Genomic DNA, 25,952 nt, shown 5'->3' with positions numbered 1-25,952 from the left:
TCTGACAGGGACGGTTCCGGCGGCACCTGCGCGTGATCGTTCCTGCGCTTTTGCTGACCGTGTCGATCATTGGTACGGTCATCGCGACCTCCCAACCGGTTTGGGGGGATCTGGTTTTGCTGGCGGGGCCTTGTGCCATCGCCAGCGCCATCTTGCTCCTGCGCGAGGCGCGGGTCTGGTTGGCGGGGCAATCCCGGCGCAGTGCCCGTGGGGCGGTGGTGATTGACGGGTCAAACGTCATGTACTGGTGGGGCGGCACGCCGCTGATCACGCCCGTGCAGGACGTGGTGCGGACTCTGAAAGACCTTGGCTTCAAGACAGGCGTGGTCTTTGATGCCAACGCAGGGCATCTGCTGACGAACGCTTACAAAGATGATGCGGCGCTGGCGGCGATGCTGAAGCTGCCGGTGGATCAGGTGATGGTCGTGCCAAGCGGATCGCCGGCCGATCCCTTCATCCTGACCGCCGCGCGCGAGATGGGGGCGGTTGTCGTGAGCAATGACCGCTACCGTGACTGGGCCGATGACTTTCCCGAGGTGCTGCGACGCGGGCATCTGATCAAGGGCGGATACCGGCAACAAGAGCTGTGGTTCGACTTTGCCACGCTGTCAGACAAACAGAGCGCCGCCTGATGGCCAAAGCGCCCGCGGCAGCGTTGATCTGGACATGCCGGAGATGAAAAAGGCCAGCGCATCGCACTGGCCTTTCCCGACATAAAGATCAGGGGGCGCTTAGCCTTTTTTCAACACTTCGCGGCCCAGCAGTTCCGCGATCTGCACGGCGTTCAATGCGGCACCCTTGCGCAGGTTGTCGCTGACACACCACAGGTTCAGACCGTTGTCGATCGTGCTGTCCTGACGGATGCGGCTGATGAAGGTTGCGAAATCGCCCGCACATTCAACGGGGGTGACATAGCCACCGTCTTCGCGCTTATCGATCACCATGATACCGGGGGCTTCGCGCAGGATGTCGCGGGCCTCGTTCTCGTCCAGATGCTCTTCGAACTCGATGTTGATCGATTCGGCGTGGCCCACGAAGACCGGAACGCGGACACAGGTCGCTGTGACCTTGATTTTGGGATCGACGATTTTCTTCGTCTCTACCATCATCTTCCACTCTTCTTTCGTGTCGCCGCTGTCCATGAAGACGTCGATATGCGGGATCACGTTAAAGGCGATCTGTTTGGTGAACTTCTTCGCGGGCTTGTCGTCGGTGGGGTTGTAGATCGATTTGGTCTGGTCCCACAGTTCGTCCATGCCGTCTTTGCCCGAACCGGACACCGACTGGTAGGTCGACACGACAACACGTTTGATCGTGGCGCGGTCGTGCAGCGGCTTGAGCGCGACAACCATCTGCGCGGTCGAGCAATTCGGGTTCGCGATGATGTTTTTCTTGGAATAATCGTGGATCGCGTCGGCGTTCACCTCTGGCACGATCAGCGGGATATCCGGATCGTAGCGGTACAGCGACGAGTTATCGATGACCACGCAACCGGCCTTGGCGGCCTTGGGCGCGTATTTTTTGGTCGCTTCCGAACCGACGGCGAACAGCGCCATATCCCAGCCTGTGAAGTCGAACGTATCCAAGTCTTTCGTCTTGAGCGTCTTGTCGCCAAAGCTGACTTCGGATCCCATAGACTTGCGCGAGGCAAGTGCCACGATTTCGTCTACAGGGAAGTGGCGCTCGGCCAGAATGTTCAGCATTTCACGGCCCACATTGCCTGTGGCACCCGCGATGACGACGCGATAACCCATCTTAAAACTCCAATACTAAAATGTGATGGTGCGGGCCTCTTATACCGCTTGGGCCCGCGGGGGAAGGGGGCGCGGCCTATTCGCCTGCATCGCGGGAAAACAGGTAGACGAACAGACCCGCTGCCATGAGCGCGGCAAACAGGGTGAAAATCATCACATAGGGGGCCTGCGCGGTGACGGCAGGCTGGCTGGCCGCATAGACGCGGCCCGACAGGAACTGCGCCACGCCAACGCCCCCAATGCTGCACAGGTTCAACAGGGTCATGCCCCGCCCGACCAGCTGCGGCGGCATAAAGCTGCGGCCGTGGGCGATGATCACCGCATAGGTCGCGCCAAAGAAACCGACAGCGGCCATCAGCGCCGTGGCAAGAATGATGCCGCTGTCGGGGAAAAGCATAAGCGCCACCAAGGCCGCGAGGTTCAGCGCCGTGCCCCCGACAATCACCCATTTCGTGCTGCCGATCACGCGGTCCAGCGGGCCATAGGCAAGGCTGCCTGCCACCATCGCGATCCCCATCAATAGGGTCGCCCAGCCGATCTGGTGAGCGTTCGCGGCAAAGACATCCTCGAAATAGGGCCCGATCCAGAGCCCGCGCAACGCGCCGACCTGGGCGTAGCTGACGCTCATGATGGGAAAGATGAACCACAGCGCCTTGATCTTGAACACGCCAAGAAGGCTGCCGCGTTGCTCCCCTTCGGGGGTGGCGGGGTCGCGCACGACGCTCCAGATGCCAACCGCCGTGAGCGTGGTGATGGCGCAAAGCCCCCAAAGCGACGCGCGCCAGCCGATCGTTTCCGCCGCAATCGCCATCGGATAGGATGCGACGAGATTGCCAAGCGTGCCGATGCCCACCATGACGGAGGCGAGCACGACAAAGCGGCTTGGTGCGAATTCACGCGCAAAGATATAGTAGGCTCCCATCAGCACAGGCGCACAGCCGATCCCGATCAGAACCATCGCCAGATTGATGTGCAGCGGCTGCGTCGCCACCGCGAACAAAGCCGCCCCGCCGCCTCCGCCCACCAGCAGCAAGCTGGCCGCCGTGCGCCGCGGCCCGACTGTATCCAGCGCCCATCCCACAGGCAGTTGCATCGCCGCAAAGGAGAAGAACCAAAGCCCCGACGCAAAGGCGAGGTCTTCGGGCGTGGCCCCCAGATCAACGCGCAGTGATGGGCTGAGCACGGCCAGAAAGGCACGGAAAAACTGGCTGAGCACATAGCCCAGCCCCAACAAAGCTACCCCGCGTGTCATGTCAGTGTGTCACGCCATTTGCCCGCAAGCGCTTGCGCCGCGTGGCTGAGCAGCAGAACATCCGCCCCGACCGCAACAAACTGCGCCCCGGCCTCAAGCGCGTCGCGGGTCATGTCGTCGTGGGTCGACAAGATGCCCGGTGCCTTGCCCGCCGCGTGTATCTTGTGCAGCGCGGTCATGATCGCGTCTTGTACATCGGGGTGGAGCGCATTGCCCATGTACCCCATATCAGCCGCCAGATCCGCAGGGCCGATGAACACGCCGTCGATCCCGTCGACCGCGAGGATCGCATTCAGGTTCTCAAGGCCCTTCACGCTTTCGACCTGCACCAGCAGGCAGATCTCATCATCCGCCGTGGTGCCGTAATCCGCGATCTGCGAGAAACGCGCGGCACGGGTCAGCGCATAGCCGACGCCGCGGTCGCCGTGAGGCGGATAGGTGACATCGCGCACCAGCTGGCGGGCCTGATCGGCGTTATCCACCATAGGCACCAGCAGGGTCTGCGCCCCCGCATCCAGCATCTGTTTGATCAGATAAGTCTCACCCACGGGGACGCGCACAACGGGGTGGCTGTCAGAGGCTTCAAGGACCTGAAGCTGCGCCATGATAGAGCGCAGGTCGTTCGGCGCGTGTTCCCCGTCAATGACCAGCCAGTCAAAACCCGCTGTCCCCATCAGTTCGGCGCTATAGGTGTCCGCAAGACCCAACCAGCAGCCAAAGACGGTATCGCCTTGTTTCAAAGCCTGTTTGAACGCGTTGAAGGGGGCTGGCATGGGCATGATCCTTGGTGCTGTTTCGGCGTACCCTAGGGTCAAGCATTACGGAGTGTCCAGAGGGGGCGCGGCCCCCGTCGCGCAGGCGTTTGCTTAACCCGCCGCCATGTCGGCAACTGCGGGCAGCGGGGCGACGGCGCCGTAGCCCTGGACAGACAGCGCAGAGGCCGCGACGGCGTAGTGGCATGCGGCTTCGGGGGTGTCACCTTTTGACAGGCGGGTCAGGAAAGCCCCGTCGAAACAGTCTCCGGCACCTGTGGCGTCGACGGCTGTGACCCGAACGCCGGGGATATGCGTTATCGTCCCGGCGTGCCCCAGAAGTGCGCCGTCCTCTCCGAGGGTCAGGGCGACTATGTCCGGCCCCATTTTATGAAATGCCCGCACGATGTCTTCGGGGGTGTCCAGACCCGTAATCTGGCGCGCGTCATCCAGACCAGGCAGCGCGATATCCGCCAGCCCGAGCGCTTGGGTAATCACGGAACGGGCTTTCTCAAGGGGCCAGAGCGCCAGCCGCAAGTTCGGATCGAAAGATACCTGCCGTCCGGCCGCCCGTGCGATACGCATCGCGTCCAGACCGGCATCGCGCGCGCTGGCACTGATCGCCAGAGTGATGCCCGACAGATGGGTGAACCGGGCGCGCGCTATGGCCTCAACAGGCAAGCTGTCTGCGGTCATTCTGCTGGCAGCAGATCCCGCGCGACGATATTCGAACCGGTGCCCATCTGACCCGTGGCGCACGAAGTAGAGCCCCGTCGGGGCCGATGCATCCGTCGCAACGCAGGAGGCATCGACGCCCTCGCGGCTCCAGAGTTTGCGAAGCTCTTGCCCGAAACCATCGTCGCCCAAGCGCGTTGCGATGGCGCTGCGCGCGCCGAGGCGGGCAGCGCCAATGGCGACGTTTGACACGTCACCACCGAATCCCTGGTGCCACTGCGTCCCGTTGATCTGGTTGAACTCGACCAGCGGTTCGCCGATGCAGATAATATCGAAGTCGCGCATGGGTTAGTGGTTGTTGCGCGGCAGGCCGCGGCTGGTGATGTCGCGGTATTCGGTAGCACCTTCAAAGACCATACCTTCGGAGAAGGGGCGTACCTTCTCGCGGAAGATCTCTTGCCAGGGGGATTGGCTTTCTGGCTGCGCATAGCCCCCCGCAGCGTCAAGGGCCGCGCGGCGCGCGGCAAGCTCGGTTTCATCCAGCAGCACATCAACGCGGCGCTGTTTCAGGTCGATCCGGATCGGATCGCCGTCTTGCAACAGCGCAAGCCCGCCCCCATCCGCAGCTTCGGGCGACGCATTCAGGATCGACGCCGAGCCAGAGGTGCCCGACTGCCGCCCGTCGCCGATACATGGCAGGGCGCGGACGCCCTGTTTGATCAGATAGCTTGGCGGGCGCATGTTCACCACCTCGGCCCCGCCGGGATAGCCCTTGGGCCCTGCGCCACGCATCACCAGAACACTGTCATCGGTCAGCCCCAACGCGGGGTCATCGATGCGGGCGTGAAAGTCTTCTGGTCCGTCGAATACCGCGACACGGCCTTCAAAAGCCTCTTGTGCGTTCGAGAAATAGCGCGCCCGAAAGCCCGCGTCGATGGCAGAGGTTTTCATCAAGGCGCTGTCGAACAGGTTGCCGCGCATGTTCAGGAAACCCGCATTGGGTTTTAACGGTGACGCCGCGCGGCGGATCACATCCTCATCAAGGATCGGCGTGTCGGTGTAGAGTTCGGCGATCGTTTGACCGGTCACAGTCAGCGCATCGGGATGTGGTAAAAGCCCGGCCCGCAACAATTCACCGATCACAGCGGCTGTGCCCCCCGCGCGGTGGAAGTCCTCGCCCAGATAGGTGCCGACCGGCTGCATATTGACGAGGAGGGGCACGGCGTGGCCGAATTCCTCCCAGTCTCCGTTGCTCAGCGCGATGCCAAGATGCGCGGCGATGGCATTGAGGTGGATCGGCGCATTTGTTGAACCGCCTAGTGCGGAGTTGACGACGATGGCATTCTCGAAGGCTTCGCGGGTCATGATCTGGGCCGGGCGCAGGTCTGCATGGACCATATCAACGATCCGTTTTCCCGTATGATAGGCCGCTTGCCCGCGTTCGCGGTAAGGTGCGGGGATAGAGGCAACGCCGGGCAGCTGCATGCCCAAAGCCTCTGACAGGGAGTTCATCGTCGACGCGGTGCCCATCGTGTTGCAGAACCCGACCGAGGGGGCGGAAGAGGCCGCGATCTCGAGGAATTCTTCGGCGTCAATTGTGCCGGCCGCCAGCTCTTGCCGCGCCTGCCAGATCACCGACCCCGATCCTGCGCGTTCGCCCCGGTGCCAGCCGTTCAGCATCGGCCCGACAGAGAAGGCCAGGGCGGGCATGCCCACCGTCGCCGCTGCCATCAGCAGCGCCGGCGTGGTTTTGTCACAGCCAATGGTCAGCACGACGCCGTCGATCGGATAGCCATACAGGCTTTCGACGAGGCTAAGATAGGCGAGGTTACGGTCCAGCATCGCGGTCGGACGCTTGCCGGTTTCCTGGATAGGATGCACCGGAATCTCCATCGGGATGCCTCCGGCGGCGATGACCCCGTCGCGGGTCCGTTTGGCCAGCTCGATATGGTGGCGGTTGCAAGGGCTCAGGTCGCTGCCCGTCTGCGCGATCCCGATCACCGGCTTGCCTGACCGCAGTTCTTCAAGCGTGAGCCCGTAGTTCAGGTAGCGTTCAATATAGAGCGCGGTCATCTCCGGATCGTCGAGATTGTCGAACCACTTACGGGAGCGCAGAGATTTGGTGTCGGTCATAATTCGTCTTTCAGCGGCCGGTCACGCCAGGGAAGGCAATGAGAATAGCAAGCGCGAGGATTTGAAGGGCAATGAAGGGCAGGAGAGAACGGAAGATCTCTCCCAAAGAGATATCGGGTGGTGTCACCGACTTGAGATAGAAGGCGGCGGGACCAAAGGGCGGCGACAGGAAGCTGACCTGCATGTTCATGGCGAAGACCACACCGAACCACACAGGATCAAGACCAAGATCGCGAATGATCGGGACAAAGATCGGCATGGTCAGCAGCGCAATCCCTACCCAGTCCAGAAACATCCCAAGGACAAAGAGGATCGCCATCATGAACAAGACAATCACGGTTGGATTGTCGGACACGCCGGTGATCAGGTTAGAGACAAAGGTGATGCCGCCCATCAGGTTAAAGACCCCGACCAGTGCCGAGGCGCCGATCCCGATCCAGACGATCATCCCGACGGTCGCGAGGGTCCGCTTGGCCGCGCCCACCATCAGCTCTGTGGTGAATTCGCCGCGGATCATCGTGGACAGGGTCACGCCGATCACCCCGATGGCAGAGGCTTCGGTGACCGAGGCAATGCCGCCATAGATCGACCCCAGCACAAAGATCACCACCATGATTGGCAAGATCAACCCTTTGAGCAGACGCATCTTCTCGGCTGTCGAGGTCTCGTCCGGTTCCGGGATCGGGGCGATGTCGGGGTTCATGTAGGCCCGCACCAGCACGTAGATGATATAGAAGCTTGCCAGCATCAGACCGGGCAGGAAGGACGCGGTGAACAGATCCCCGATAGAGACGGACGCCGTCAGACCATAGATGATCAAGACGATGGACGGGGGCACCATTGTCCCCAAGGCCCCGCCCGCGCAGCATACGCCGATGGCCAGACGCCGGTCATAGCCAAGCCGCAACATCTGGGGCAGTGCCAGCAGACCCAGCAGTACTACCTCTCCGCCGATGATGCCGGACATCGCGGCCAGTACCACGGCGACCAGCAAGGTTTGGATCGCAATGCCGCCCCTCAGGCGGCCACCGACGACGCGCATGGCGTCGAACAGATCACGTGCAATGCCCGACCGATCCAGGATCGCGGCCATCAACACGAACATCGGTACGGACACGAAGACGAAGGAATTGACGAAGCTGAAGATGCGGCTGGTGATCAACGGCACGGCCATCGGCCCGAACCAGCCAAGCGCAAAAATCAGCGCCACGAGCAGGGTCACGAAAGCCAGTGGCATGCCGGTGATCAGCAGCAGGAACAAGGTGACGAACATCGCCCCTGTCGCCACTTCGATCCCCATGGCCTTAAAGTCGAACAGCGCTGCGAGAAGGTCCATCACCGGTCCTGTTTTGTCATGTAGTTCCAAGCAAGCACAGCGAACTGCACGGCCATGACCACGAGAATTGTAAAGAGAAAGATTTTAAGCATCCCCGGCGTGGGTGGATCCCATGCGCTGCCGCTGCTTTCCAGCCGGATCGCACCGGTTGGCGTCCAGACCGCACGCACAAGGCTTTGCCATGCGGCCCAGCCGAAGAAGGCCGTCGCCACGAGGCAGACCAGCGAAATCACCACATTGAAAATGCGCCGCCACGGGGCTGACAGGTAGTCATAGATCAGGACCACACGGATATGCGCATCCCGCGATACAACATAGAGCCCCCCATAGACAAAAGCGGTGGCGTTCAGAAAGATCACCGTCTCATGCGCCCAGATCGTCGGGGCGTCAAAGACATAGCGCAAGACCACCTCGATCCCGAGGATCGCGGCAGAGGCGAGGATCGCAAAGGCAAAAAGGATGCCGATCCGGTCGATGCCGCGCCCTAGCAGCCCGGCCTCCGGGATCGCCCCCTTGGGGGCGTCAATATCCACTGGTGCGCTGGCCGCAACGTTGGGATCTGTCCTGTCTTGCATATGCCCCTCCCGAGCGTTCACCCCTCCGGTCTGTCCGGAAGGGTGCTGGTGCTTCGGCGCTTATTTCAGCAGCCCGTTTTCTTCGAGATAGGCGGTCAGCGTGTCATAGACCTTGCGCGATGCGTCGGATGCTTCGGCCGCCTTCTCCCATTCGGTCTTGGCGAAGGCTCGGAATTTCGCACGCTCTTCATCGGACCAATTGTGCACGGTGATATCGGCGTTGGCTTCGGCTTCTTTCGCCGCGGCCATGTCACGTTCGGCCAAGGTCGACACCTGGAGCTGCCGGAAGTCTTTTACGGACTCCACCAATGCGCTTTGGATATCCTCGGGCATCGAATCCCATACACCTTTGTTGATCGACACCTCGACCAGCGGCATGGAGTGGAAGCCGGGATATACCGGATGGTTCGCCACGTCATGCATGCCCTGCGCGTGGTTGGTCGAGAAGACGGTATAATCCGCCGCGTCAATCACGCCCTTGTCAAGCGAGGTGAACACCTCGGAGCCAGGCAGGTTGACCGGAGACGCGCCCGCCGCGGCAAAGACTTTCTGCACCATGCCTTCGGGGGCGCGCATTTTCAGCCCCTTCAGATCGTCCACACCGTCCAGTGGCACCTTCGACAGAAACGCCTCGAGGCCGGGGGTGGTCGCGCCGATGAAATGCAAACCGTAGGGTTCAAGCATTTCGTTCATCAGCTCATTGCCGCCGCCGTTCTCCATAAAGTCGAACATCTGCTGCGGGTCTGACCATGCCCCGACCGGATTGGCAATCAGACCAAACGCCGGCTCTTTCCCTGCGAAATAAGAGGTATCAGTGACGTGGCCATCAATAATGCCAGCCGCCACGGCATCCTGAGATTCAGTATGGGCGACGATTGTTTCAACGGGCAGCAGATCGACCTCGACGCGGCCGTCGGTTTTGGCGGCGACGTCTTTGGCCCATTCTTGCTGAAGCAAGAAGTTGGCGTTGCCTGCCGGATCAGATGACTGGAACTTGAGCGAAAAATCTTGTGCAGCAGCGGCACCGGCCAGCCCGGCGCTGACAAGTGCGGTTGCGGCCAGAAGCCTAGCGGTAAAGCGCATGTGTTTATCCTCCCTAAAAAGTCGTGACCGTAAACGGTGACGATGGGCGGACGCTAATGACAGCGCTGTCATCTGTCAACTATTCACAAGGACCTGCGCACGTGATAGGTTTCATCACATGGAAAAGAACACTAAATACAAGCGGGTTACGTTGAATGAAGTCGCGGCAGAGGCCGGTGTCAGCGCTATCACGGTATCGCGGACGATTCGTGCCCCCGACATGGTCTCGGCTGGTGTGCGAAAGAAGGTTCAGGCTGCGATCGAACTGCTTGGGTATGTACCGGATCAAGCCGCTTCGGCGCTTGCGTCCGAGCGGACAAATGTGGTGGGTCTGCTGGTCCCATCGCTGACCAACGCGGTGTTTTCTGACGTCTTGCGCGGCGTTTACGATGTGATCGACGGGTCGGGCCTATCGGTGCAAATCGGTAATTTCCGCTATAGCCCCAGCAAAGAAGAAAACCTTTTGCGCACCTTCCTGCGTCAGCGTCCGGCGGGGCTGATTGTGGCAGGGATCGACCAAACCGACGCCGCACGGACCCTGCTCAAGTCCGCCCCCTGTCCCGTTGTGCAGATTATGGACGTGTCGGACTCTCCGATTGATCTGTTGATCGGGTTCTCACACTACGATGGTGCGGTCGAAGGCACGCGGCACTTGATTGATGCGGGGTACAAAAAGCCCGGATTTCTGGGCGCACGAATGGACCCGCGCTCGCAGGCGCGGCTTGCGGGGTTCACAGCCGAAGCGCAGGCGCGCGGCGTGTATGACCCGACCCGCGTGATTACGACGACCTACCCGTCCTCGGTGGGTATGGGCGGGCAACTGCTGAGCGATCTTCTTGCGCAAGCGCCAGACACCGATGCTGTGTTCTGCAATAACGACGACCTCGCCGCCGGCGCGCTGTTCGAGGCCGAACGCCGTCGCATCAACGTCCCCAACGATCTGGGTATCTGCGGCTTCAACGACCTTGAAATGTCGCGGCACCTGAACCCGGGTATTACCTCTGTCGCGACGCCGCGCTATGAGGTCGGCGCAGGGGCAATGACCCTGCTTCGGGACGCAATCGCCGACCGCGCGGCCATCCAAACGCCGCATATCCGGCTCGGCGTGGAGCTGATAAAGCGCGGGTCGACAAGGCGGGGGTGAATGTCGCGGATGACACGAGACCGGGCAGGGGGCGCTGCCCCCGTCGCGCAGGCGCGACTCCCCCGGAGTTTTCAGGGCAAAATGAAGAGGTCAGATGACCTTGATCACCTCTTTGTCGATGGCCAGCATATAGCCGCGCCGCGCGATATTCTTGACCAGCAGTTCCGACACGATCTGGTTGCCCAATGTATCGCGCAGACGTTTGATGCGCGTGGCCCCTGCTGCTTCGTCGCAATCAGCGGCGGTCCGGCCCGAGATCATGCCCTCGATCTCGGAGCCTGAGAGCACGTCGTCATCCATGCGCGCTTCGGCAAGGACCGACATCGTTTCCATCGCGGCGGCGGTCAGTTTGAAGCCGAGGTTGTTGAGGTAGACGGTGTTTTCCTCGCGGCTGATCAGGAGCGAGTTTACTTGTATCCCCACCCGTTCGATCTGCGCCATGCGGCGGTTGAAGCCCACGAGCATGATCAGGAACACCAGCGCCGCGACCAGCATGGCCGTCGCAAAGACCAGCAGCACGATGATCACGATCCGGTAGCTCGACAGGGTTTCTGAAAACGCGGTGCCCGATTGTGCAAGAATTTCAAGCAGTTTGATTTCGGCCTGAGTAGTCAGATCGTCGTTCTCGACAAAGATGCGTTCGACCTGCGCGTTAAAGGCATTGGCGTCGGGCAAGGCCCATAGCAACAGCCCTGCGCCGATCAGAATGATCGCCACAACGGCCGCGATACCACCGCCGACAAAACGCCCGCCCGTGCGGCGCATCTCAGAAGCGGAGGAAATTTGGTCCGGCACTCGCTTTCCTTTGGTTTAGGCCATCCTTGCCAAAGACAGAGACGATCGTCAGCAACGTCCAGCCATTTGCAGCCAGCCGGTCCGTCAATTGGGCCTGCGCCGAGGCACGGCTGCAGTCACCGGATACCTGCGCCACACCATAATGCAGGCGCAAGGGGTTTTCCTGCTTTGCCTTGTAATCGGCAAAACATTCCGCCGCTTGGGCAGAGGGGGCGGAGAGGGCCAGAAGCCCCGCAGCAGCCAGGGAAAGGAGGATGTGTTTCATGACGATCAGACTGCGCCGATCTGGGCGGATATTCAATATCCATTGGGTCTGTACCGCTTTGTTATTCGATAACAGGGGGGTGTTATTGCCTGTCTGAGGGGGGTGCGGCCAGTTTGATCCCACGGCCTCGCTCTTGATGGCTTTGCATGGGGTGCTTCCTATGTTGCCCCCAACCGAAAGGATCAGACAATGCGCTTTACATTGCACCATAAATTCATCGCCTCGATTGCAGCCGCAGCCGTCGCTATCACCGCCTTTACTGCTGCACCCGCCGCCGCGGGCGACCGCAACAGGGATCTGGCAAAAATCGCGGTCGGTGTTTTGGGTGTGGCCATTGTCGGCAAGATCATTCACGACAAGAACAAGCGCGACGAGGAACGTGCACGGCAGGAAGTGTCAAAGCACCGCCATGCGCCAAACACTGTGTACCGCGCCCCACGCCCTCCACGGGCCGAGCGCGTGCCCGTCTACCGCGCGCCGCAATCGCGCCACCGGGTAGAGCCGCGTCCGCTGCCCAAGGGCTACAAGCGCAAGCAGCATCGCACCCATGCAAACGCCAAGCTGCTGCCCAAACAGTGTTTCCAGAGCTTCGACACGCGTCGCGGTCAGGTGCTGATGTTCGGCCGCCGCTGTCTTGAGAATAATTTCCGTCATGCCAACCGTCTGCCGCAGCAATGCGCGCAGCAGATCCGGACCCATCGGGGCACCCGCTATGGGTATGACGCCCGCTGCCTGCGTGGCGCGGGATACAGTTTGGCGCGCGGTTAATCTCAGCGTGCCAATACCGGGGGCATTTCGATGCTCTCGGGCGGGGAAGGGAGGGATGTTCGGGCATCCCTCCCTTTCTTATGTGCTGTGGATATCTTTTGCGATTGTGACATCGCAGTCTTCGCAAGGTCACAATTCGCTTGGGCGGGGCTTGAGCTTTGGTGCGGGTTGGGGTTTTCACGGGTCATGAAACCAGATTTTGAATTTGAACGGGCCGCCCATGCGCGCGGCTTTGAGCGGGTCGCCGGCGTGGACGAGGTGGGGCGCGGGCCCTTGGCGGGGCCGGTCACTGCCGCTGCCGTGGTGCTGGACCCGGATCGCATTCCCGAGGGGCTGAACGATTCAAAAAAGCTGAGCAAACCTGCGCGAGAACGCCTGTATGAAGAGCTTTTGCAGGTTGCAGATGTCAGCGTTGCCCATGCCTCGGTCGAAGAGATTGAAGAGCTCAACATCCTGAGGGCGAGCCACCTTGCCATGCTGCGCGCGCTGGAGGGGCTGAAGATCCCCGCCGATTATGCGTTGATCGACGGCAATATGATCCCGCGCGATCTGACCTTGCCTGCCGAAACCGTGATCAAGGGAGACGCTCGGTCGCAGTCGATTTCCGCGGCCTCAATTGCGGCCAAAATATGTCGAGATTGTGTCATGTTGTCCTTGGCGCAACAGCACCCCGGATATGGCTGGGAAACCAACATGGGATACGGGTCGAAAAAGCACATGGAGGCGTTGCAGAAAATTGGTGTGACCCCACACCATAGACGTTTGTTCAAACCCGTACACAACATGTTGTATCAAGATAAATAACTAACCACTTGATTCAAAAAAGAAATTGACCAGGAATCGTCTGTCGGGGCATCTTGTGGATAACCAAGAGCACACAATGTGCCGGGCAAGAGGCAGCTATTATGAAGACGATGACCAAGGGTGCGGCAGCACTCCCTTTAAACACGATCATTTCTGGCGACTGTATCGAAGCGATGAATGCGCTTCCGGCAGAGTCGGTGGACCTTATCTTTGCAGATCCCCCCTATAACCTGCAGTTGCGTGGCGACTTGCATCGTCCCGACAATTCAAAGGTGGATGCGGTCGATGATGCGTGGGACCAGTTTTCCAGCTTTGCCGTCTATGACAAGTTTACCCGCGAATGGCTGAAAGCCGCGCGGCGTCTTTTGAAACCCAATGGCGCGATCTGGGTTATTGGCAGCTATCACAATATTTTCCGCGTTGGTGCCGCATTGCAGGATGCGGGTTTCTGGATCTTGAACGACGTGGTGTGGCGCAAGTCGAACCCGATGCCGAACTTTCGCGGCAAGCGCTTTACCAATGCGCATGAAACCATGATCTGGGCCGGCAAGGACGAGAATTCCAAATACACCTTCAACTACGAAGCGTTGAAAGCGCTGAACGAAGGTATCCAGATGCGTAGTGATTGGGTGCTGCCGATCTGCACCGGTCACGAACGTCTGAAAGACGAGATGGGCGATAAAGCGCATCCGACGCAAAAGCCCGAAAGCCTGTTGCACCGTATCCTTGTGGGGTCCACCAACCCCGGTGATGTCGTGCTTGATCCGTTCTTTGGCACAGGCACCACAGGTGCCGTTGCCAAGATGCTGGGCCGCGACTTTATCGGGATCGAACGGGAAGAGGCGTATCGCAAGGTTGCCGAAAAGCGGATAAAATCCGTGCGCAAGTTCGACAAAGAAGCGTTGCAGACCACCACCTCGAAACGCGCCGAGCCGCGCGTGCCGTTTGGCCAGCTGGTTGAACGTGGCATGCTGCGCCCGGGCGAAGAGCTTTATTCCCTGAACGGCCGGTATTCCGCCAAGGTTCGTGCCGATGGCACGCTTGTCGGGAACGAGGTCAAAGGATCGATCCACCAAGTCGGTGCGGCTTATGAGAAAGCGCCAAGCTGCAATGGTTGGACATATTGGTGCTACAAGAAAGACGGCAAACGCGTGCCGATCGATATCTTGCGCCAGCAGATCCGGGCGGAGATGGCCAACTAGGCCTCTCCCCAGTTTCACACCCTATTTACGAACACCGCCGGTGTCCTTGCCGCCTCATGAGAAGGCGTGCCTATAAGGACACTCACCTTGGCCCCGCCTTTCATTGGCGGGGTCTTTTTCGTTTCGGGCGGTCCGGAAGGTTCAGCGATGTTCAGCGGGGGTAGGAGGTCTTGCCCGCGTTATACTCGGCCCAGTCTGTGATCTCGGGGTAGTAGGTCCGGCGCCATTCCCGCACCCGCGGGTTCATCACACGCCGCCAGACCCAGGGCAGCATCGCGGCCATTGTCATGACGGGGTAGCCATAGGGTAATTGCGGCGCCTCTGCGTCGCCATAGGTTTGCAGCACGGGAAACCGCCGGTCGGGTTTATAGTGGTGGTCGGAATGGCGTTGCAGATTGATCAGCAGCCAATTTGACGCCATATGCGCCGCGTTCCACGAATGGCGCGGCTGGACGTGTTCGTATTTGCCTTCACCCAGATGTTTGCGCGTCAGACCGTAGTGTTCGATGTAATTCACCAGCTCAAGCTGCCAGATCGCCACGCCCGCTTGCAGCAGGAACAGGCCCAGCCCGACCCAGCCGCCAAGGACCACGGCGAGGATCAGGCAGCCTGCTTGCAGCGCCCAGTATTTGAAAAACGGGTTGCTCAGGTCGGTCCAGGGTTTGCCCTTGCGTGCCAGCATCGATTTTTCGGCCTGAAAGCTGGACACCAGCGATTGCCGCAGCACGCGCGGGTAAAAGCGGTGGAACCCTTCGTTATAGCGTGCGGTCACCGGATCGCGCGGGGTGGCGACATAGCGGTGGTGCACCAGCAGATGTTCAGACCGGAAGTGCGAATACAACACCATCGCCAGCAGCGCATCGGCCCAGAAGCGTTCGCGTCTATTGCGTTGGTGCATCAGCTCGTGGGCGTAGTTGATCCCGATGGTGCCCGTCATGACGCCGACGCCGAAGAAGACGGCGGCTTTCTCCCAGCCGGACAGATGCGCGGCTTGCGGCACGTACCATAGCAACCCGAAGAGCGTGAGAAACTGCACCGGCATCCACGCGGTCGTGATCATGCGATACCAGAACAGGTCGTCATCGGATGCGTCCGGATCGGCGTTATCAAGGTTCAGCCCCGCAATCGCGTCGATGATCGAAAACAGGTACCATGTGACCACCGGCATCAGGATCACAGTCCACCCACCAACAGTGGCCGAGATCCAGACCAGCGGGATCAACCCGAATGATAGGGCAAAGGGCAATGCACGGCGGAACTGCGACAGCTGATCAGTGCTTAGGTTTGTGGTGGGCGAGGTCATGCTGCACGGCCTTTTGAGGGTGTCTGGGCCCGATGGACGGGCACAGGTTTGGCTGCGATAAACTATGACGTGCAGCCGCTACCGTAGCAAGTCGTAGGCTTTGCGCATCACCGTGGGCAGATCCGAGGGGCGGAAGTCGTCCGGTGCCACAAAATGCCCGCGCTCCGGATCCGCCTCGGCCGGTAGGGGCGCGTGCATGACGGTCAGCATCAGGTGGAAATGAGTAAAGGTATGGCGCACCTCGCCCGCGAGCGGCTGCCAATCGGCGGAAGCAGGCGGCGTGCCGGTCGGGCGCGGGGTGTCGGCGTTGATCCAGTCGGTGCCGGGCCAGCCGAGCATACCGCCCAGCAACCCTTTGTCGGGGCGCGTCTCAAGCAGCCATGCGCCATCCGCCCGCTGCCCCAGATAAACGGTACCATGCCGGATCGGTTTCGGCTTTTTCGGGGTCTTCTTTGGCAGCTCGGCTGCGGTGCCGTTGCGGCGGGCAAGGCAGGGATCGCGCCAAGGACAAATGCCGCAGGCCGGGGATTTGGGGGTGCAGATCGTGGCCCCCAGATCCATCACCGCTTGGGCGTAATCTCCGGGGCGGGTGGTTGGGGTCAGCGCCTCGGCACGTGCCATGAGCTCGGGCTTGGCGGCGGGCAGGGGGGTGTGGATGTCATAAAGCCGCGCCATCACCCGTTCGACATTGCCATCCAGCACGGTGAAGGGCAGATCAAACGCGATAGAGGATACGGCCGCAGCGGTATAAGGACCAATCCCCGGCAGCTTTAGCAAGGCCGCGTGGTCGGCGGGGAACTGGCCGTCATGATCGGCCACCACAGCGCGGGCGCATTTCAGCAGATTGCGGGCACGGGCGTAATAGCCCAATCCGGCCCATTCTCCCATCACATCCGCATCCGCAGCCGCTGCCAGATCAGCGACCGTCGGCCAGCGCGCGGTGAACCGCTGGAAGTAGTCGCGGACGGTTGCGACGGTGGTTTGTTGCAGCATCACCTCGCTCAGCCAGATGCGGTAGGGATCGGGGCGCACGCCCGCCGCCCGCGCCGCTGGCGGCACGCGCCAAGGCATCGCGCGCGCATGGACATCGTACCATTCCAGAAGGATCAGCGGGAGGTCGCCGGAGGGGTCGGTGTCACGCAATGTTTATAACCTTTTCGGTTGGGTATGGCTGGTGATACGAGGCAGGATTGCTATGTTGTGGCTAGTCATTCGGGAAAGATAGTCATGGCGCCACGGCGTACCAGTACAAAAGGGTTCAAAAGGACGGATAGCCTGCTTTCGGCCAAGATTCGTCAGGCGAGCGAGACTCGCGGCTTTGCCCAATCCCGTCTGTTGACCCAATGGGCGGAAATCGTCGGTCAGGACGTCGCGGCCATCTCGCGCCCTGTCGAGGTCAGCTATGGCCGGGGCGGTATGGGGGCGACGCTGACCTTGCTGACGACAGGGGCGAATGCGCCGATGCTGGAAATGCAAAAAGAACAACTGCGCGCCAAAGTGAACGCCATCTACGGGTTCAACGCGATTGCACGGGTGCGGGTGACCCAGACGGCGGCCACCGGCTTTGCCGAAGGCCAAGTCGCTTTTGCGCCGCAACCCAAGACCCATCCCGAACCGCCGAACGACCCCGTCTTGCAACAGCGTGCTGCCGAAACCGTCAGCCCTGTCGCGAACGAGGCCCTGCGCGATGCACTTGCACGTCTGGGCGAGAACATATTGAACAAGACCAAACGCTGAAAAAGGAAATCACATGAAACCGACATTCCCCATCCTAGCGGCCGTTGCCGTAGCTGCCGCAGGTGGCTGGTACGCTTTCAGCGGTACAAATGCCGTGAACAGCACGCCGATCAACCCGCTGGTCAGCGCGGCCAACGCGCAGACAACAAGCGCCGACAGCATGGACGCAGCGCAAGAAACCGCAGAGGCGACAGCCGAAACTGCAATTCAGGACATGACATTGGGCAACCCCGATTCAGCAGTCCAGATCATCGAATACGCATCCTACACCTGCCCGCACTGCGCCGCCTTTGACCAAGGCCCGTTCCAGCAGCTCAAGGCGGATTACATCGACAACGACAAGATCGGCTTCACCTACCGCGAGGTCTATTTTGACCGCTACGGCCTTTGGGCGTCGATGGTGTCGCGCTGCGGTGGCGAGGACAAGTTCTTTGGCATCACCGACATGATCTATGCCGGCCAGTCCGAATGGGTCCGCGCCGGAGAGCCTGCCGCGATCGTCGAAGAGCTGCGCAAAATTGGCCGCTTGGCCGGGCTCGACAACGCTGAACTGGACGCCTGCCTGCAAGACGGTGAAAAAGCACAGTCGCTCGTCGCATGGTGGGAAGAAAACCAGAAGGCGGATGACATCAACAGCACGCCAAGCTTCATCATCAACGGCAAGAAATACTCCAACATGCCCTATGCCGAGATGAAAGAGATCATCGACGCAGCGCTGGAAGAATAATGGCGGCCCCGCTGGCAGGGCTCAAGGTTATTGAGCTGGCACGGATTCTGGCAGGCCCTTGGGCCGGTCAAACGCTTTCGGATCTCGGCTGCGAGGTGATCAAGGTCGAAAGCCCGGCGGGCGACGACACCCGCCAGTGGGGGCCTCCGTTCATCGAGCGCGGGGAAGATAAATCCGCGTCGTATTTCCATTCGGCCAACCGGGGCAAAGCCTCGGTTGTTGTCGATCTGACCACCGATGAAGGTCAGGCCAAGATGAAAGAGCTTTTGGCCGATGCTGACATCCTGATCGAGAATTTCAAAACCGGCGGGCTTGCCAAATACGGGATGGATTACGCCAGCCTGTCCAAGCAGTTCCCCAAGCTGATCTATTGTTCGATCACCGGTTTCGGGCAAGACGGCCCCTATGCGCATCGCGCGGGCTATGATTTCATCATCCAAGGCATGTCCGGCCTGATGTCGATCACCGGTGAACCCGACCGTCAGCCGCAGAAACACGGCATGGCGATCACCGATATCTTTACCGGCGTCTATGCCACCACGGCCATTCTGGCAGCGGTACACCAGCGCAGCCAGACCGGTGTTGGCCAGCATATTGACATGGCATTGCTGGATTGCGCTGTTGCGGTGACGGGCAATCAGGCGATGAACTATCTGACCACGGGCAATGCGCCGACGCGGATGGGCAACGCACACCCGAACCTGACCCCCTACGAGGTGTTCACATCCTTTGACGGGCATCTGATCATCGCGACGGGCAATGACGGGCAGTTCCAGCGGCTGTGCCGGATGCTGGGGTTGGATGATATGGCAACCTCGGCGGACTATGCCAAGAACGCCGACCGCGTCGCCAACCGGCCCGAGATGATCCGCCGTCTGAACGGGGCTACCAGCCAACGCACCCGCGACGATCTGCTCGCCGCCTGCGAGGCAGAGGGCGTGCCAGCAGGGCCGATCAACGACATGGCCGATATGTTCGAAGACCCCCAAGTCATCGCGCGCGGCATGAAGGTCGAACTGGACGGGGTGCCGGGCATCCGGTCGCCGTTCAAATTCTCGGGCGCTGAACTGGCTTTGCATCGCGCCGCGCCAAAGCTGGGGCAGGACGACTAGGTTCGCCCCGACATATTGCCGGAGCTTCGCTAGAAGCTCTGGCGGTTATGCCGGTTTCGGCAGTCGATCCAGCGCGGCAAAAAGCGCGTTTTCAGGATCGAACTTCAGTCGCACAGGCAGGGTTATCACCTTCATTCTGAAAGACGCGGGCAGACGCACCGCGTCTTTTTCCGTTGTGACCAGCTGTGCGCCGCGCAGGGCGGCATCCGCCTCTAGCCGTCCCATCAGCGCAGGGTTCAGCGGCTGGTGATCCTCCAGCGCTTCGGCGTGGACAATCTCTGCCCCCAGATCGCGCAGGGTGGCAAAAAACTTCTCGGGGTGGCCGATGCCTGCGAAGGCCAGCGCCCGTGTGTCGGACCAATCCATCCCCGTTTGCAGGGGGGCGAGTTCGGCACGCACATGCGGCAGCCCGGCGGGCAGGGCGGTCGCGTCAAACTGCGCCTGATCTGCAGCGCCACCGATGGACAGCACGATATCCGCCCGCGCCAGACCCGTAGCAACGGGTTCGCGCAAGGGGCCCGCAGGCAGGCACAGCCCGTTGCCGAACCCCTTGGCCGCATCCACCACCACAATCGATAGGTCCTGATGCAGTGCGGGGTTCTGGAAGCCGTCGTCCATCACAATCACCGATGCCCCCGCTTCCGCCGCGGCCTGCGCCCCCGCTGCGCGATCCTGCGCAACCCAGACATCGGCAAAGGCGGCCAGCAGCAGCGGTTCATCCCCCACCTGCGCGGCACTGTGGCTTGACGGATCAACCTGCACCGGCCCCTTCAGCGTGCCGCCGTAACCGCGCGACACCACATGGGGCGTGTGATACCTGTCGCGCAGGTGTTCGACGACAGCCATGACCGTTGGCGTCTTGCCCGTGCCCCCGGCGTTGATGTTGCCGACGCAGACCACCGGAATATCCAGACGCAGCGGCGTGCCCGCCGCCAGCCTGCGGGCAGTGGCACGCGCATAAAGCGCGCCCAGAGGTTGCAACAGGCGCGCGCGCCAATCGGGCGTGGGACGGTGCCAAAAGGCGGGGGCGCGTTTCATGATGTGGCCTCTTGCTGGTCAAGCGTTTCCTGCACAAGGTCGATCACTTTGTCGGTGACGGCTGCACCGCGGCTGATCACATCCCACCCCGCCTGCGCCATCGTCGCTGCCTGATCTGGCGCGATCAGCCGGTTCACGGCGGTGCCAAGCGCTGTGGCATCATTCACGATACGCGCGGCTCCTTCGGCAGCCAGCCGGGTATAAAGCGGCAGATACCGCCGGACTTTCGGCCCGTACAGCACAGCCGATCCCAGGGCCGCGGCCTCGAACGGATCACAGCCACCGCTGCCGTTGATCAGGGAGTTGCCCAGAAAGGACACAGGGGCCAGCCGGTAGAACAAGCCGATCTCTGCCGGATCATCGGCGATCATCACCTGGGTCGAGGCGTCGGGATAGCCCGCGTCGCCCCATCGCAGCACCCGAAAGTTCTGATCCTCCATCCGCTGCGCGAAAACATCGGCCTGCTTGGGGTCGGCGGGCGCGAGGATCAGCAACAACCGGTGTGACAGGCGGAGCCCTTGGCGGTGCGCGGTGAGCACGGTGTTCAGCTCACCCTCGAGCACCTGATTGGCGAACCAGATCGGGCGCCCCACAACCGCAGCCGACAGATCGGCCAGATCGGAATCCATACAAGGCAACACGCGGCCACCGGCCTGAAGGGCGGGGGTCAGCTCTATGTCCTTGCGGGCGAGCCCAAGCCGGACAAGCCGCTGCATCCCCGCCTCCGACCGCGTCATGATCGCCGAGAAATGCATCAGCAGATCGCGGGTCAGATCGCGCAGCCACCGGTCGCGCCGCCCGTCAAAGCCGTCGCTGTCGGCATCGATCAGGAACATCGGGCAGGCCTGTGTGGTCATCTCTGCAATCATATTCGGGTGCAGACGCCCCCATGCCCAGACACAGGCGTCGGGCTGCCAGTAATCGATAAACGTCTTGGCAAGCGTGGGGTGGTCCTCGGGCAGGGTATCGATCAGCACGTCGGCTTCGCTACACGGCGGCAGGTCGACCGGAACCAAGGCTTGGGGGACGGTGATCAGAACACTCAGCCCCGGACGGCTCCGGCACAGGCGAATGGCCAGATCCTGTATCGCGAACAAGCTGCCGGGTTCGGGGGCGTGGCACCAGACAAGTTCGCCTTCGGGGCGCTTGGCCACGGGGGTGAATGGCGGCACGCCCCCGCGACCGGTAAAGGCGCGATAGGCCGACAGCCCAAGCGACCGCGCCATAAGAGTTTACCCCAGCTCTTCGGTAGAGGAGGCCGCAGCCTCTTCGTCGCGCAGACGGTGCAGATGCGCGATAAAATACCGCATATGCGCATTATCGACCGTGCGCTGTGCCTCGTTTTTCCAGGCGTCATAGGCGCTGGCGTAGTTCGGAAAAATCCCGACGACATGGATGTCATCGACGTTTTTGAACGCGGTACCGGTGGGCGAAATCAGTTCGCCCCCAAAGACGAGGTGCAAGCGTTGGGTCATATCGCGGTCCTTTGTTTTCAAACAGATGGCCTTGGGGGCAATCTAAGGGGTGGCTTGGGTCTGGGCAAGGCCGCTTAGCAGCGCCCCATGGACGGCATCGCCCCCCGCGACGACACCGTTCAGGCGTGGATCGGGGTTGTTGAACCGCAGGGGTTGCCCTGTGCGGTCGGTGCATTGCCCGCCTGCTTCGGTGACAATCAGCGCCCCTGCCGCGATGTCCCATTCCCAGCTTTTGCGCAACGTGACCATGCCGTCAAAACGACCCTGCCCCACCAGCCCCAGCCGATAGGCCAGCGACGGACGGTGCGCGCGTTTGAAGCCGGGGTCGCCCTTGGTCCAATGCTGCATTTCCATCACCGGTTTCGTGGCCAGCACGGTCGCCTCGGGCAATGTGGCGATGTCGGAGACAGAGATGCTTTGCCCGTTCAGGGTGGCACCGGCCCCCGCCGCCGCGGCATAGAGCCGGTCGAGCATGGGCAGGAACACCACCGCCGCCGTGATCCTCCCGTCGCGCGCAATGGCAAGGGAATGGGACCAGGTGTCGGATCCTTCGATAAAGCTGCGTGTGCCGTCAATCGGGTCGACGATGAACAGATCACGCTGCCCCAGCCGCCGTGTACCGTCGTCGCTCTCCTCGGACAGCCAGCCATAATCCGGGCGTGCCGCCGTCAGCGTCTGGTGCAGCATCGCGTTCACCGCAAGGTCAGCCTCGGTCACCGGACCGGCATCATCGGGCTTGTCCCAACGCTGCGCGGTCTTGCCAGTGAAAGAGGTCGCAATCTCGCCCGAGCGGCGTGCGGCCTCGATCAAAAGGGAGAGGTCATCAAGCGCCGGCAAGGGTCATTCCCGAGACAAGAAGCGACGGGACAACGCGGCTCAGATGCGCGCGCGCGTCATTGGCCGGTACAATCGATTGCAGCATATCACGCAGATTGCCCGCGATGGTACATTCGTTGATTGCGTGGGTGATCTCGCCGTTTTCGATCCATAGACCGGAGGCCCCGCGAGAGTAGTCGCCGGTGTTGGGGTTGATGGTCGACCCGATCATCGACGTGACCAAAAGACCTGTGCCCATATCGCGGATCAGGTCCGCGCGGGTGGCATTGCCCTGGGACAGCGCGATATTCCATGTGGCCGGACCGGGGTTCGATCCGGTGCCGCGTGCCGCGTTGCCGGTCGGGGTCAGCCCCAGCTTGCGCGCGGTTGCCAGATCAAGGGTCCACCCCTGCAACATCCCGTCGTCCACAATGGTGCGGCGCGACGTGGGCAGCCCTTCGCCATCGAACGGGCGCGAACCTGCGACGCGGGGGCGAAACGGGTCTTCGATCAGGGACATGCCCTTTGGCAACACCTGTTCGCCCATAGCGTCGCGCAGCCACGAGGCACCGCGTGCAATCGCCGTGCCGCTGATCGCAGACAGAAGATGCCCGATCAACGCCGAGGAAATGCGTTCATCAAACAATACCGGATAGGCCCCCGTGGGCGGTTTGCGAGCACCCATGCGTTCAAGAACGCGCTCACCGGCTTTGGTCCCGATGTCTTCGGGGCTGCGCAGGTCGCTCTGGAAGATGCGGCTGTCGCCGTCATAGTCCCGCTCCATCCCTGTGCCGCTGCCAGCGATTGCAACGCAGGACAGCCCGCGGTCGGTACGGCGGTATCCGCCTTCGAAGCCGTTGCTGGCCGCCATAAATACCTGTTGCGCGCCATAGCCCGCACCCGCGGACTGCACCTGACTGACACCTTTGACGGCCAGCCCTGCGGCCTCGGCGCGGGCGGCGTCATCTTGCAGCGCTTCGGGCGAAGGCTCGGGCGCGGGGTCGTAAAGCTCAAGCACCTCGACATCCCAATCCGTCGCCAGCTGGTCGGGATCGGCAAGGCCGATGTAGGGGTCTTCGGGGGCCTCTTTCGCCATTGCCACCGCGCGGATCGCCATTTCCTCGATCGTGCGGTCCGATGTGTCAGAAGCAGAGACATTGGCCGAGCGTTGCCCGACAAAAACCCGCAGCCCGATATCGACGCCTTCGGCGCGTTCGGCCTGTTCCAGCACCCCGCCACGCACATCGACGTTCACCGACGTGCCGCGCACGGCCATCGCATCAGCACTATCCGCACCCGCCTGACGGGCGGCATGCAGCAACGACTTGGTCAGCGCCTCAATGGATTGCGACATGGGGGGATACTCCTTGAATGGGTGAAAGACTGCTAGCGCCCCTGCCGCAGCTGTGCAAGGGACGCCAGTCGCTGGAGGGCCGTGGCCGCGAAGGGTTACTTGATCCGCTGCCCATTGGCGAGGATTTGCCCGTCGCGGGTAAATTCGAGCTTGGATTTCAGCGTATCCTCCTCACCCTCGGCCGGGACGGCGAACATGCCCATCATCATACGCGCCCCCATCGCCATCTGCGCAGGCAGTAAGCCCGAGGACACCAGCGTATCGATCAAGGTGTTCCCGCCCACCAGCTTGAGGTCAACAGCGCCCGTCGGCTTGAGTGCCGAGGGGTCATTCTCGTCATGCTCGAACGTGACCGCGCCATTACCGGTCAGCTTGGCCCCCAGTGCATCCACGATCAGCGCATTCAGATTTACGCTATCCAGCTGCGCAGGAACCTGTCCGGTCTCGGCCATTCTGGTCGCGGCCTCGGGGTCAAAGTAATCCATCAGCAGCCGCGCCTTGCCGGACACATCCAGCGACAGGTTGGCCGGATCGCGGGGCAGGGTGCCTTGCGGGTTGATCATGCCCCAGACCATATCCGACATGGTGAACCCTTCGAGGTTCAGCCCAAGGGCCACGTCCTGCGCATCGTCGGTTTTGAGCACCGGCGCGCTCAGGTTGAACGCCGCATTATCAAGGCCGAAGGACAGAAGGAATGGAAACTGCTGCGGCTGCACTGACAGCGCCATGCCCTGACGCGAACCGGCATAGCTCATGCCGTCGGCGCTGGTTTCGACCGTCAAACGCCCCCCTTCAGAGGCGACAGCGGCAGACATATTGCCATTCTCGGGATCTTCGATGTCGACCGTCATGGTGCTGTTGCCGCTGGTGAACGTGCCCGCGCCGGTCATGCCTGCCCGCAGCATGGCGGCCATATCACTGGCCTGCGCAATACCAAGCGGCAAACGCCCGTCGCCGTCGAACGTCATATCCGTCGAGGTGCCGTTGATCGTCGCGATGGCGGGCTCTTTGGGGTCTTTGAACCGCATGTCAAAAGTCATCGACGCAATAGACCCGTCCTGCGCATAGGCGCGCATATCTTCCAGGACAGATTTAGAGGCGTATTCGACGTTGTTCAGCACCACATTCAACGACGCGTTGTCGGGGCCGAAGGTCTCGTCGCCCACCGTCATCTGATCCAGCGTCAAGCCTAGAAGGCCGGCAGCATAGGCGCTGCTCAGGTCGGTCGGCGTCCCGCTCACGCGCATGTCCTGGCCAGTCTGGTTCACGGTCAGCGCTGCGCGCACGCGGTCTTCGTCCGGGTCGGTCGGGGTGATTTCGAACACCAAGGGCATTGCGTCGGGCATGACCACCGACACGGTGCCATCGTCGTTTTGCACAAGGCTCAATTGTTCAAGCGACATCGAGATCTGGCCCAGATCAGGCTCGCTCGTCAGATCAAAGCGGACATTGCTCACCGCGAGCGTATCCCCGGATACCTTTTCGGTGGCCGTCAGCGCATAGCCCATGCTTTGCATATGGTCCTGCCAGTCACGCCACACATCCTGCGGCGTCACATCCGCCAAGGCGCTGGACGAGGTAAAAAGAACTGAGAGGGCGGCACTGCCGAAGAGAGGGCGGATCATGAAAAATTCCTTTGTCGCAAATCGCGGGCGGCTATCCGGTGACAGCGCGGTTGCGCTAAAGGTAAGCGCCCGACGCCACCTTACAAGGCAAAGCGACCCGCGCCAATCTGCGATGTTCCGCCCGCGGGGGCGCTTTTGATTGGCGCTGGCGGATGTTGTTGCTAACGATGTCACCAAACGCCGTGTACGGCAGGCCCCGTGCGGGGCTTATTGATGACAAAGGGAAT

At 61.5% G+C, this 25,952-nt stretch carries 26 protein-coding genes; 8 read left to right on the top strand and 18 right to left on the bottom strand.

Annotation, left to right across the window (positions count from 1 at the left end; all coding sequences use genetic code 11):
- The first annotated feature begins 32 nt into the window (after positions 1 to 32).
- On the top strand, positions 33 to 632 hold the full coding sequence (locus AB1495_RS05050) for a hypothetical protein (protein WP_005850432.1): 600 nt from the start codon (positions 33 to 35) through the stop codon (positions 630 to 632).
- A 99-nt stretch (positions 633 to 731) separates the two neighbouring features.
- Here the strand turns inward: AB1495_RS05050 and AB1495_RS05045 are convergent, their stop codons facing one another.
- The 8 genes from AB1495_RS05045 to AB1495_RS05010 form a co-directional block, all read right to left on the bottom strand.
- Positions 732 to 1,754 (bottom strand): aspartate-semialdehyde dehydrogenase, encoded by a 1,023-nt coding sequence (locus tag AB1495_RS05045; protein ID WP_005850430.1) that lies wholly within the window; start codon positions 1,752 to 1,754, stop codon positions 732 to 734.
- 76 nt (positions 1,755 to 1,830) lie between these two features.
- Entirely contained in the window at positions 1,831 to 3,006 is a 1,176-nt protein-coding gene (locus AB1495_RS05040; protein ID WP_074636451.1) for an MFS transporter, read from the bottom strand.
- Positions 3,003 to 3,779, bottom strand: coding sequence for an aldolase/citrate lyase family protein (locus AB1495_RS05035; protein ID WP_037942656.1), 777 nt, complete (start codon positions 3,777 to 3,779; stop codon positions 3,003 to 3,005). Before AB1495_RS05035 ends, AB1495_RS05040 begins: the two co-directional genes overlap by 4 nt.
- 93 nt (positions 3,780 to 3,872) lie before the next feature.
- On the bottom strand, positions 3,873 to 4,778 hold the full coding sequence (locus AB1495_RS05030; protein WP_074636449.1) for a sugar kinase: 906 nt from the start codon (positions 4,776 to 4,778) through the stop codon (positions 3,873 to 3,875).
- Positions 4,779 to 4,781: 3 nt separating this feature from the next.
- Entirely contained in the window at positions 4,782 to 6,566 is a 1,785-nt protein-coding gene (locus AB1495_RS05025) for an IlvD/Edd family dehydratase (protein WP_074636448.1), read from the bottom strand.
- Between the two features lie 10 nt (positions 6,567 to 6,576).
- Positions 6,577 to 7,902, bottom strand: a complete 1,326-nt coding sequence (locus AB1495_RS05020) for a TRAP transporter large permease subunit (RefSeq protein WP_074636446.1) — start codon at positions 7,900 to 7,902, stop codon at positions 6,577 to 6,579.
- Positions 7,902 to 8,477 carry a TRAP transporter small permease subunit gene (locus tag AB1495_RS05015; RefSeq protein WP_037942663.1) on the bottom strand — a complete coding sequence of 192 codons (576 nt, stop codon included), beginning with the start codon at positions 8,475 to 8,477 and terminating at the stop codon, positions 7,902 to 7,904. Before AB1495_RS05015 ends, AB1495_RS05020 begins: the two co-directional genes overlap by 1 nt.
- 60 nt (positions 8,478 to 8,537) lie before the next feature.
- Positions 8,538 to 9,560 carry a TRAP transporter substrate-binding protein gene (locus AB1495_RS05010; RefSeq protein WP_074636445.1) on the bottom strand — a complete coding sequence of 341 codons (1,023 nt, stop codon included), beginning with the start codon at positions 9,558 to 9,560 and terminating at the stop codon, positions 8,538 to 8,540.
- A gap of 118 nt (positions 9,561 to 9,678) precedes the next feature.
- On the opposite strand from AB1495_RS05010, the gene AB1495_RS05005 reads away from it, so the two are divergent.
- On the top strand, positions 9,679 to 10,704 hold the full coding sequence (locus AB1495_RS05005) for a LacI family DNA-binding transcriptional regulator (RefSeq protein WP_074636443.1): 1,026 nt from the start codon (positions 9,679 to 9,681) through the stop codon (positions 10,702 to 10,704).
- Positions 10,705 to 10,794: 90 nt separating this feature from the next.
- On the opposite strand, the gene AB1495_RS05000 is transcribed toward AB1495_RS05005, so the two are convergent.
- Together AB1495_RS05000 and AB1495_RS04995 are read right to left on the bottom strand one after the other, a co-directional pair.
- Positions 10,795 to 11,499, bottom strand: a complete 705-nt coding sequence (locus AB1495_RS05000; RefSeq protein ID WP_244268940.1) for a hypothetical protein — start codon at positions 11,497 to 11,499, stop codon at positions 10,795 to 10,797.
- A complete protein-coding gene (locus AB1495_RS04995; RefSeq protein ID WP_009825534.1) occupies positions 11,471 to 11,764 on the bottom strand; it encodes a hypothetical protein in 294 nt (97 codons plus the stop codon). The genes AB1495_RS05000 and AB1495_RS04995 overlap by 29 nt, the downstream gene beginning before the upstream one ends.
- Positions 11,765 to 11,953: 189 nt before the next feature.
- On the opposite strand from AB1495_RS04995, the gene AB1495_RS04990 reads away from it, so the two are divergent.
- The 3 genes from AB1495_RS04990 (at position 11,954) to AB1495_RS04980 (ending at position 14,538) form a co-directional block, all read left to right on the top strand.
- A complete protein-coding gene (locus AB1495_RS04990; RefSeq protein ID WP_074636439.1) occupies positions 11,954 to 12,532 on the top strand; it encodes a hypothetical protein in 579 nt (192 codons plus the stop codon).
- A 186-nt stretch (positions 12,533 to 12,718) separates the two neighbouring features.
- Positions 12,719 to 13,336 carry a ribonuclease HII gene (locus AB1495_RS04985; protein ID WP_074636437.1) on the top strand — a complete coding sequence of 206 codons (618 nt, stop codon included), beginning with the start codon at positions 12,719 to 12,721 and terminating at the stop codon, positions 13,334 to 13,336.
- A gap of 101 nt (positions 13,337 to 13,437) precedes the next feature.
- Positions 13,438 to 14,538 (top strand): site-specific DNA-methyltransferase, encoded by a 1,101-nt coding sequence (locus tag AB1495_RS04980; protein WP_005850409.1) that lies wholly within the window; start codon positions 13,438 to 13,440, stop codon positions 14,536 to 14,538.
- A gap of 151 nt (positions 14,539 to 14,689) precedes the next feature.
- On the opposite strand, the gene AB1495_RS04975 is transcribed toward AB1495_RS04980, so the two are convergent.
- Together AB1495_RS04975 and AB1495_RS04970 are read right to left on the bottom strand one after the other, a co-directional pair.
- The gene (locus tag AB1495_RS04975; RefSeq protein WP_074636435.1) at positions 14,690 to 15,841 is read right to left on the bottom strand and encodes an alkane 1-monooxygenase; all 1,152 of its coding nucleotides are present in this window, start codon (positions 15,839 to 15,841) and stop codon (positions 14,690 to 14,692) included.
- Between the two features lie 78 nt (positions 15,842 to 15,919).
- Complete coding sequence (locus tag AB1495_RS04970) at positions 15,920 to 16,984, bottom strand: A/G-specific adenine glycosylase (RefSeq protein ID WP_074636433.1); 1,065 nt, start codon at positions 16,982 to 16,984, stop codon at positions 15,920 to 15,922.
- Between the two features lie 84 nt (positions 16,985 to 17,068).
- On the opposite strand from AB1495_RS04970, the gene AB1495_RS04965 reads away from it, so the two are divergent.
- The 3 genes from AB1495_RS04965 to AB1495_RS04955 are packed head-to-tail and all read left to right on the top strand — an operon-like array spanning position 17,069 to position 19,417.
- On the top strand, positions 17,069 to 17,578 hold the full coding sequence (locus AB1495_RS04965; protein ID WP_005850403.1) for a DUF721 domain-containing protein: 510 nt from the start codon (positions 17,069 to 17,071) through the stop codon (positions 17,576 to 17,578).
- Between the two features lie 13 nt (positions 17,579 to 17,591).
- A complete protein-coding gene (locus AB1495_RS04960) occupies positions 17,592 to 18,305 on the top strand; it encodes a DsbA family protein (protein ID WP_074636431.1) in 714 nt (237 codons plus the stop codon).
- The gene (locus AB1495_RS04955; protein ID WP_074636430.1) at positions 18,305 to 19,417 is read left to right on the top strand and encodes a CaiB/BaiF CoA-transferase family protein; all 1,113 of its coding nucleotides are present in this window, start codon (positions 18,305 to 18,307) and stop codon (positions 19,415 to 19,417) included. Before AB1495_RS04960 ends, AB1495_RS04955 begins: the two co-directional genes overlap by 1 nt.
- A gap of 45 nt (positions 19,418 to 19,462) precedes the next feature.
- Here AB1495_RS04955 and lpxK read toward each other — a convergent pair whose 3' ends face one another.
- The 6 genes from lpxK to AB1495_RS04925 form a co-directional block, all read right to left on the bottom strand.
- Positions 19,463 to 20,455, bottom strand: coding sequence for a tetraacyldisaccharide 4'-kinase (gene lpxK, locus AB1495_RS04950; RefSeq protein WP_074636428.1), 993 nt, complete (start codon positions 20,453 to 20,455; stop codon positions 19,463 to 19,465).
- On the bottom strand, positions 20,452 to 21,681 hold the full coding sequence (locus tag AB1495_RS04945; protein ID WP_074636426.1) for a 3-deoxy-D-manno-octulosonic acid transferase: 1,230 nt from the start codon (positions 21,679 to 21,681) through the stop codon (positions 20,452 to 20,454). Before AB1495_RS04945 ends, lpxK begins: the two co-directional genes overlap by 4 nt.
- 6 nt (positions 21,682 to 21,687) lie before the next feature.
- Positions 21,688 to 21,930: a DUF4170 domain-containing protein gene (locus AB1495_RS04940; RefSeq protein WP_005850395.1), complete on the bottom strand. Its 243-nt coding sequence runs from the start codon at positions 21,928 to 21,930 to the stop codon at positions 21,688 to 21,690.
- A 42-nt stretch (positions 21,931 to 21,972) separates the two neighbouring features.
- Complete coding sequence (locus AB1495_RS04935) at positions 21,973 to 22,767, bottom strand: 3'(2'),5'-bisphosphate nucleotidase CysQ (protein WP_074636424.1); 795 nt, start codon at positions 22,765 to 22,767, stop codon at positions 21,973 to 21,975.
- Positions 22,754 to 24,100 (bottom strand): TldD/PmbA family protein, encoded by a 1,347-nt coding sequence (locus AB1495_RS04930; RefSeq protein WP_074636422.1) that lies wholly within the window; start codon positions 24,098 to 24,100, stop codon positions 22,754 to 22,756. The genes AB1495_RS04935 and AB1495_RS04930 overlap by 14 nt, the downstream gene beginning before the upstream one ends.
- A 95-nt stretch (positions 24,101 to 24,195) precedes the next feature.
- Positions 24,196 to 25,725, bottom strand: a complete 1,530-nt coding sequence (locus AB1495_RS04925) for a DUF2125 domain-containing protein (RefSeq protein WP_074636420.1) — start codon at positions 25,723 to 25,725, stop codon at positions 24,196 to 24,198.
- Positions 25,726 to 25,952: the final 227 nt, after the last annotated feature.

It is taken from the genome of Sulfitobacter pontiacus, from assembly GCF_040790665.1.
GTDB lineage: Bacteria > Pseudomonadota > Alphaproteobacteria > Rhodobacterales > Rhodobacteraceae > Sulfitobacter > Sulfitobacter pontiacus.
Note: the sequence above shows the minus strand (reverse complement) of the source record. Positions and strands in the feature narration are given on the sequence as shown.

Bases quoted from the DNA above. Each gene is read 5' to 3' on its own strand.
- AB1495_RS05045 (WP_005850430.1), bottom strand. From the start codon at position 1,754: ATGGGTTATCGCGTCGTCATCGCGGGTGCCACAGGCAATGTGGGCCGT.
- AB1495_RS05040 (WP_074636451.1), bottom strand. From the start codon at position 3,006: ATGACACGCGGGGTAGCTTTGTTGGGGCTGGGCTATGTGCTCAGCCAG.
- AB1495_RS05035 (WP_037942656.1), bottom strand. From the start codon at position 3,779: ATGCCAGCCCCCTTCAACGCGTTCAAACAGGCTTTGAAACAAGGCGAT.
- AB1495_RS05030 (WP_074636449.1), bottom strand. From the start codon at position 4,778: ATGCGCGACTTCGATATTATCTGCATCGGCGAACCGCTGGTCGAGTTC.
- AB1495_RS05025 (WP_074636448.1), bottom strand. From the start codon at position 6,566: ATGACCGACACCAAATCTCTGCGCTCCCGTAAGTGGTTCGACAATCTC.
- AB1495_RS05020 (WP_074636446.1), bottom strand. From the start codon at position 7,902: ATGGACCTTCTCGCAGCGCTGTTCGACTTTAAGGCCATGGGGATCGAA.
- AB1495_RS05015 (WP_037942663.1), bottom strand. From the start codon at position 8,477: ATGCAAGACAGGACAGATCCCAACGTTGCGGCCAGCGCACCAGTGGAT.
- AB1495_RS05010 (WP_074636445.1), bottom strand. From the start codon at position 9,560: ATGCGCTTTACCGCTAGGCTTCTGGCCGCAACCGCACTTGTCAGCGCC.
- AB1495_RS05005 (WP_074636443.1), top strand. From the start codon at position 9,679: ATGGAAAAGAACACTAAATACAAGCGGGTTACGTTGAATGAAGTCGCG.
- AB1495_RS04995 (WP_009825534.1), bottom strand. From the start codon at position 11,764: ATGAAACACATCCTCCTTTCCCTGGCTGCTGCGGGGCTTCTGGCCCTC.
- AB1495_RS04990 (WP_074636439.1), top strand. From the start codon at position 11,954: ATGCGCTTTACATTGCACCATAAATTCATCGCCTCGATTGCAGCCGCA.
- AB1495_RS04985 (WP_074636437.1), top strand. From the start codon at position 12,719: ATGAAACCAGATTTTGAATTTGAACGGGCCGCCCATGCGCGCGGCTTT.
- AB1495_RS04980 (WP_005850409.1), top strand. From the start codon at position 13,438: ATGAAGACGATGACCAAGGGTGCGGCAGCACTCCCTTTAAACACGATC.
- AB1495_RS04975 (WP_074636435.1), bottom strand. From the start codon at position 15,841: ATGACCTCGCCCACCACAAACCTAAGCACTGATCAGCTGTCGCAGTTC.
- AB1495_RS04965 (WP_005850403.1), top strand. From the start codon at position 17,069: ATGGCGCCACGGCGTACCAGTACAAAAGGGTTCAAAAGGACGGATAGC.
- AB1495_RS04960 (WP_074636431.1), top strand. From the start codon at position 17,592: ATGAAACCGACATTCCCCATCCTAGCGGCCGTTGCCGTAGCTGCCGCA.
- AB1495_RS04955 (WP_074636430.1), top strand. From the start codon at position 18,305: ATGGCGGCCCCGCTGGCAGGGCTCAAGGTTATTGAGCTGGCACGGATT.
- lpxK (WP_074636428.1), bottom strand. From the start codon at position 20,455: ATGAAACGCGCCCCCGCCTTTTGGCACCGTCCCACGCCCGATTGGCGC.
- AB1495_RS04945 (WP_074636426.1), bottom strand. From the start codon at position 21,681: ATGGCGCGGTCGCTTGGGCTGTCGGCCTATCGCGCCTTTACCGGTCGC.
- AB1495_RS04940 (WP_005850395.1), bottom strand. From the start codon at position 21,930: ATGACCCAACGCTTGCACCTCGTCTTTGGGGGCGAACTGATTTCGCCC.
- AB1495_RS04930 (WP_074636422.1), bottom strand. From the start codon at position 24,100: ATGTCGCAATCCATTGAGGCGCTGACCAAGTCGTTGCTGCATGCCGCC.
- AB1495_RS04925 (WP_074636420.1), bottom strand. From the start codon at position 25,725: ATGATCCGCCCTCTCTTCGGCAGTGCCGCCCTCTCAGTTCTTTTTACC.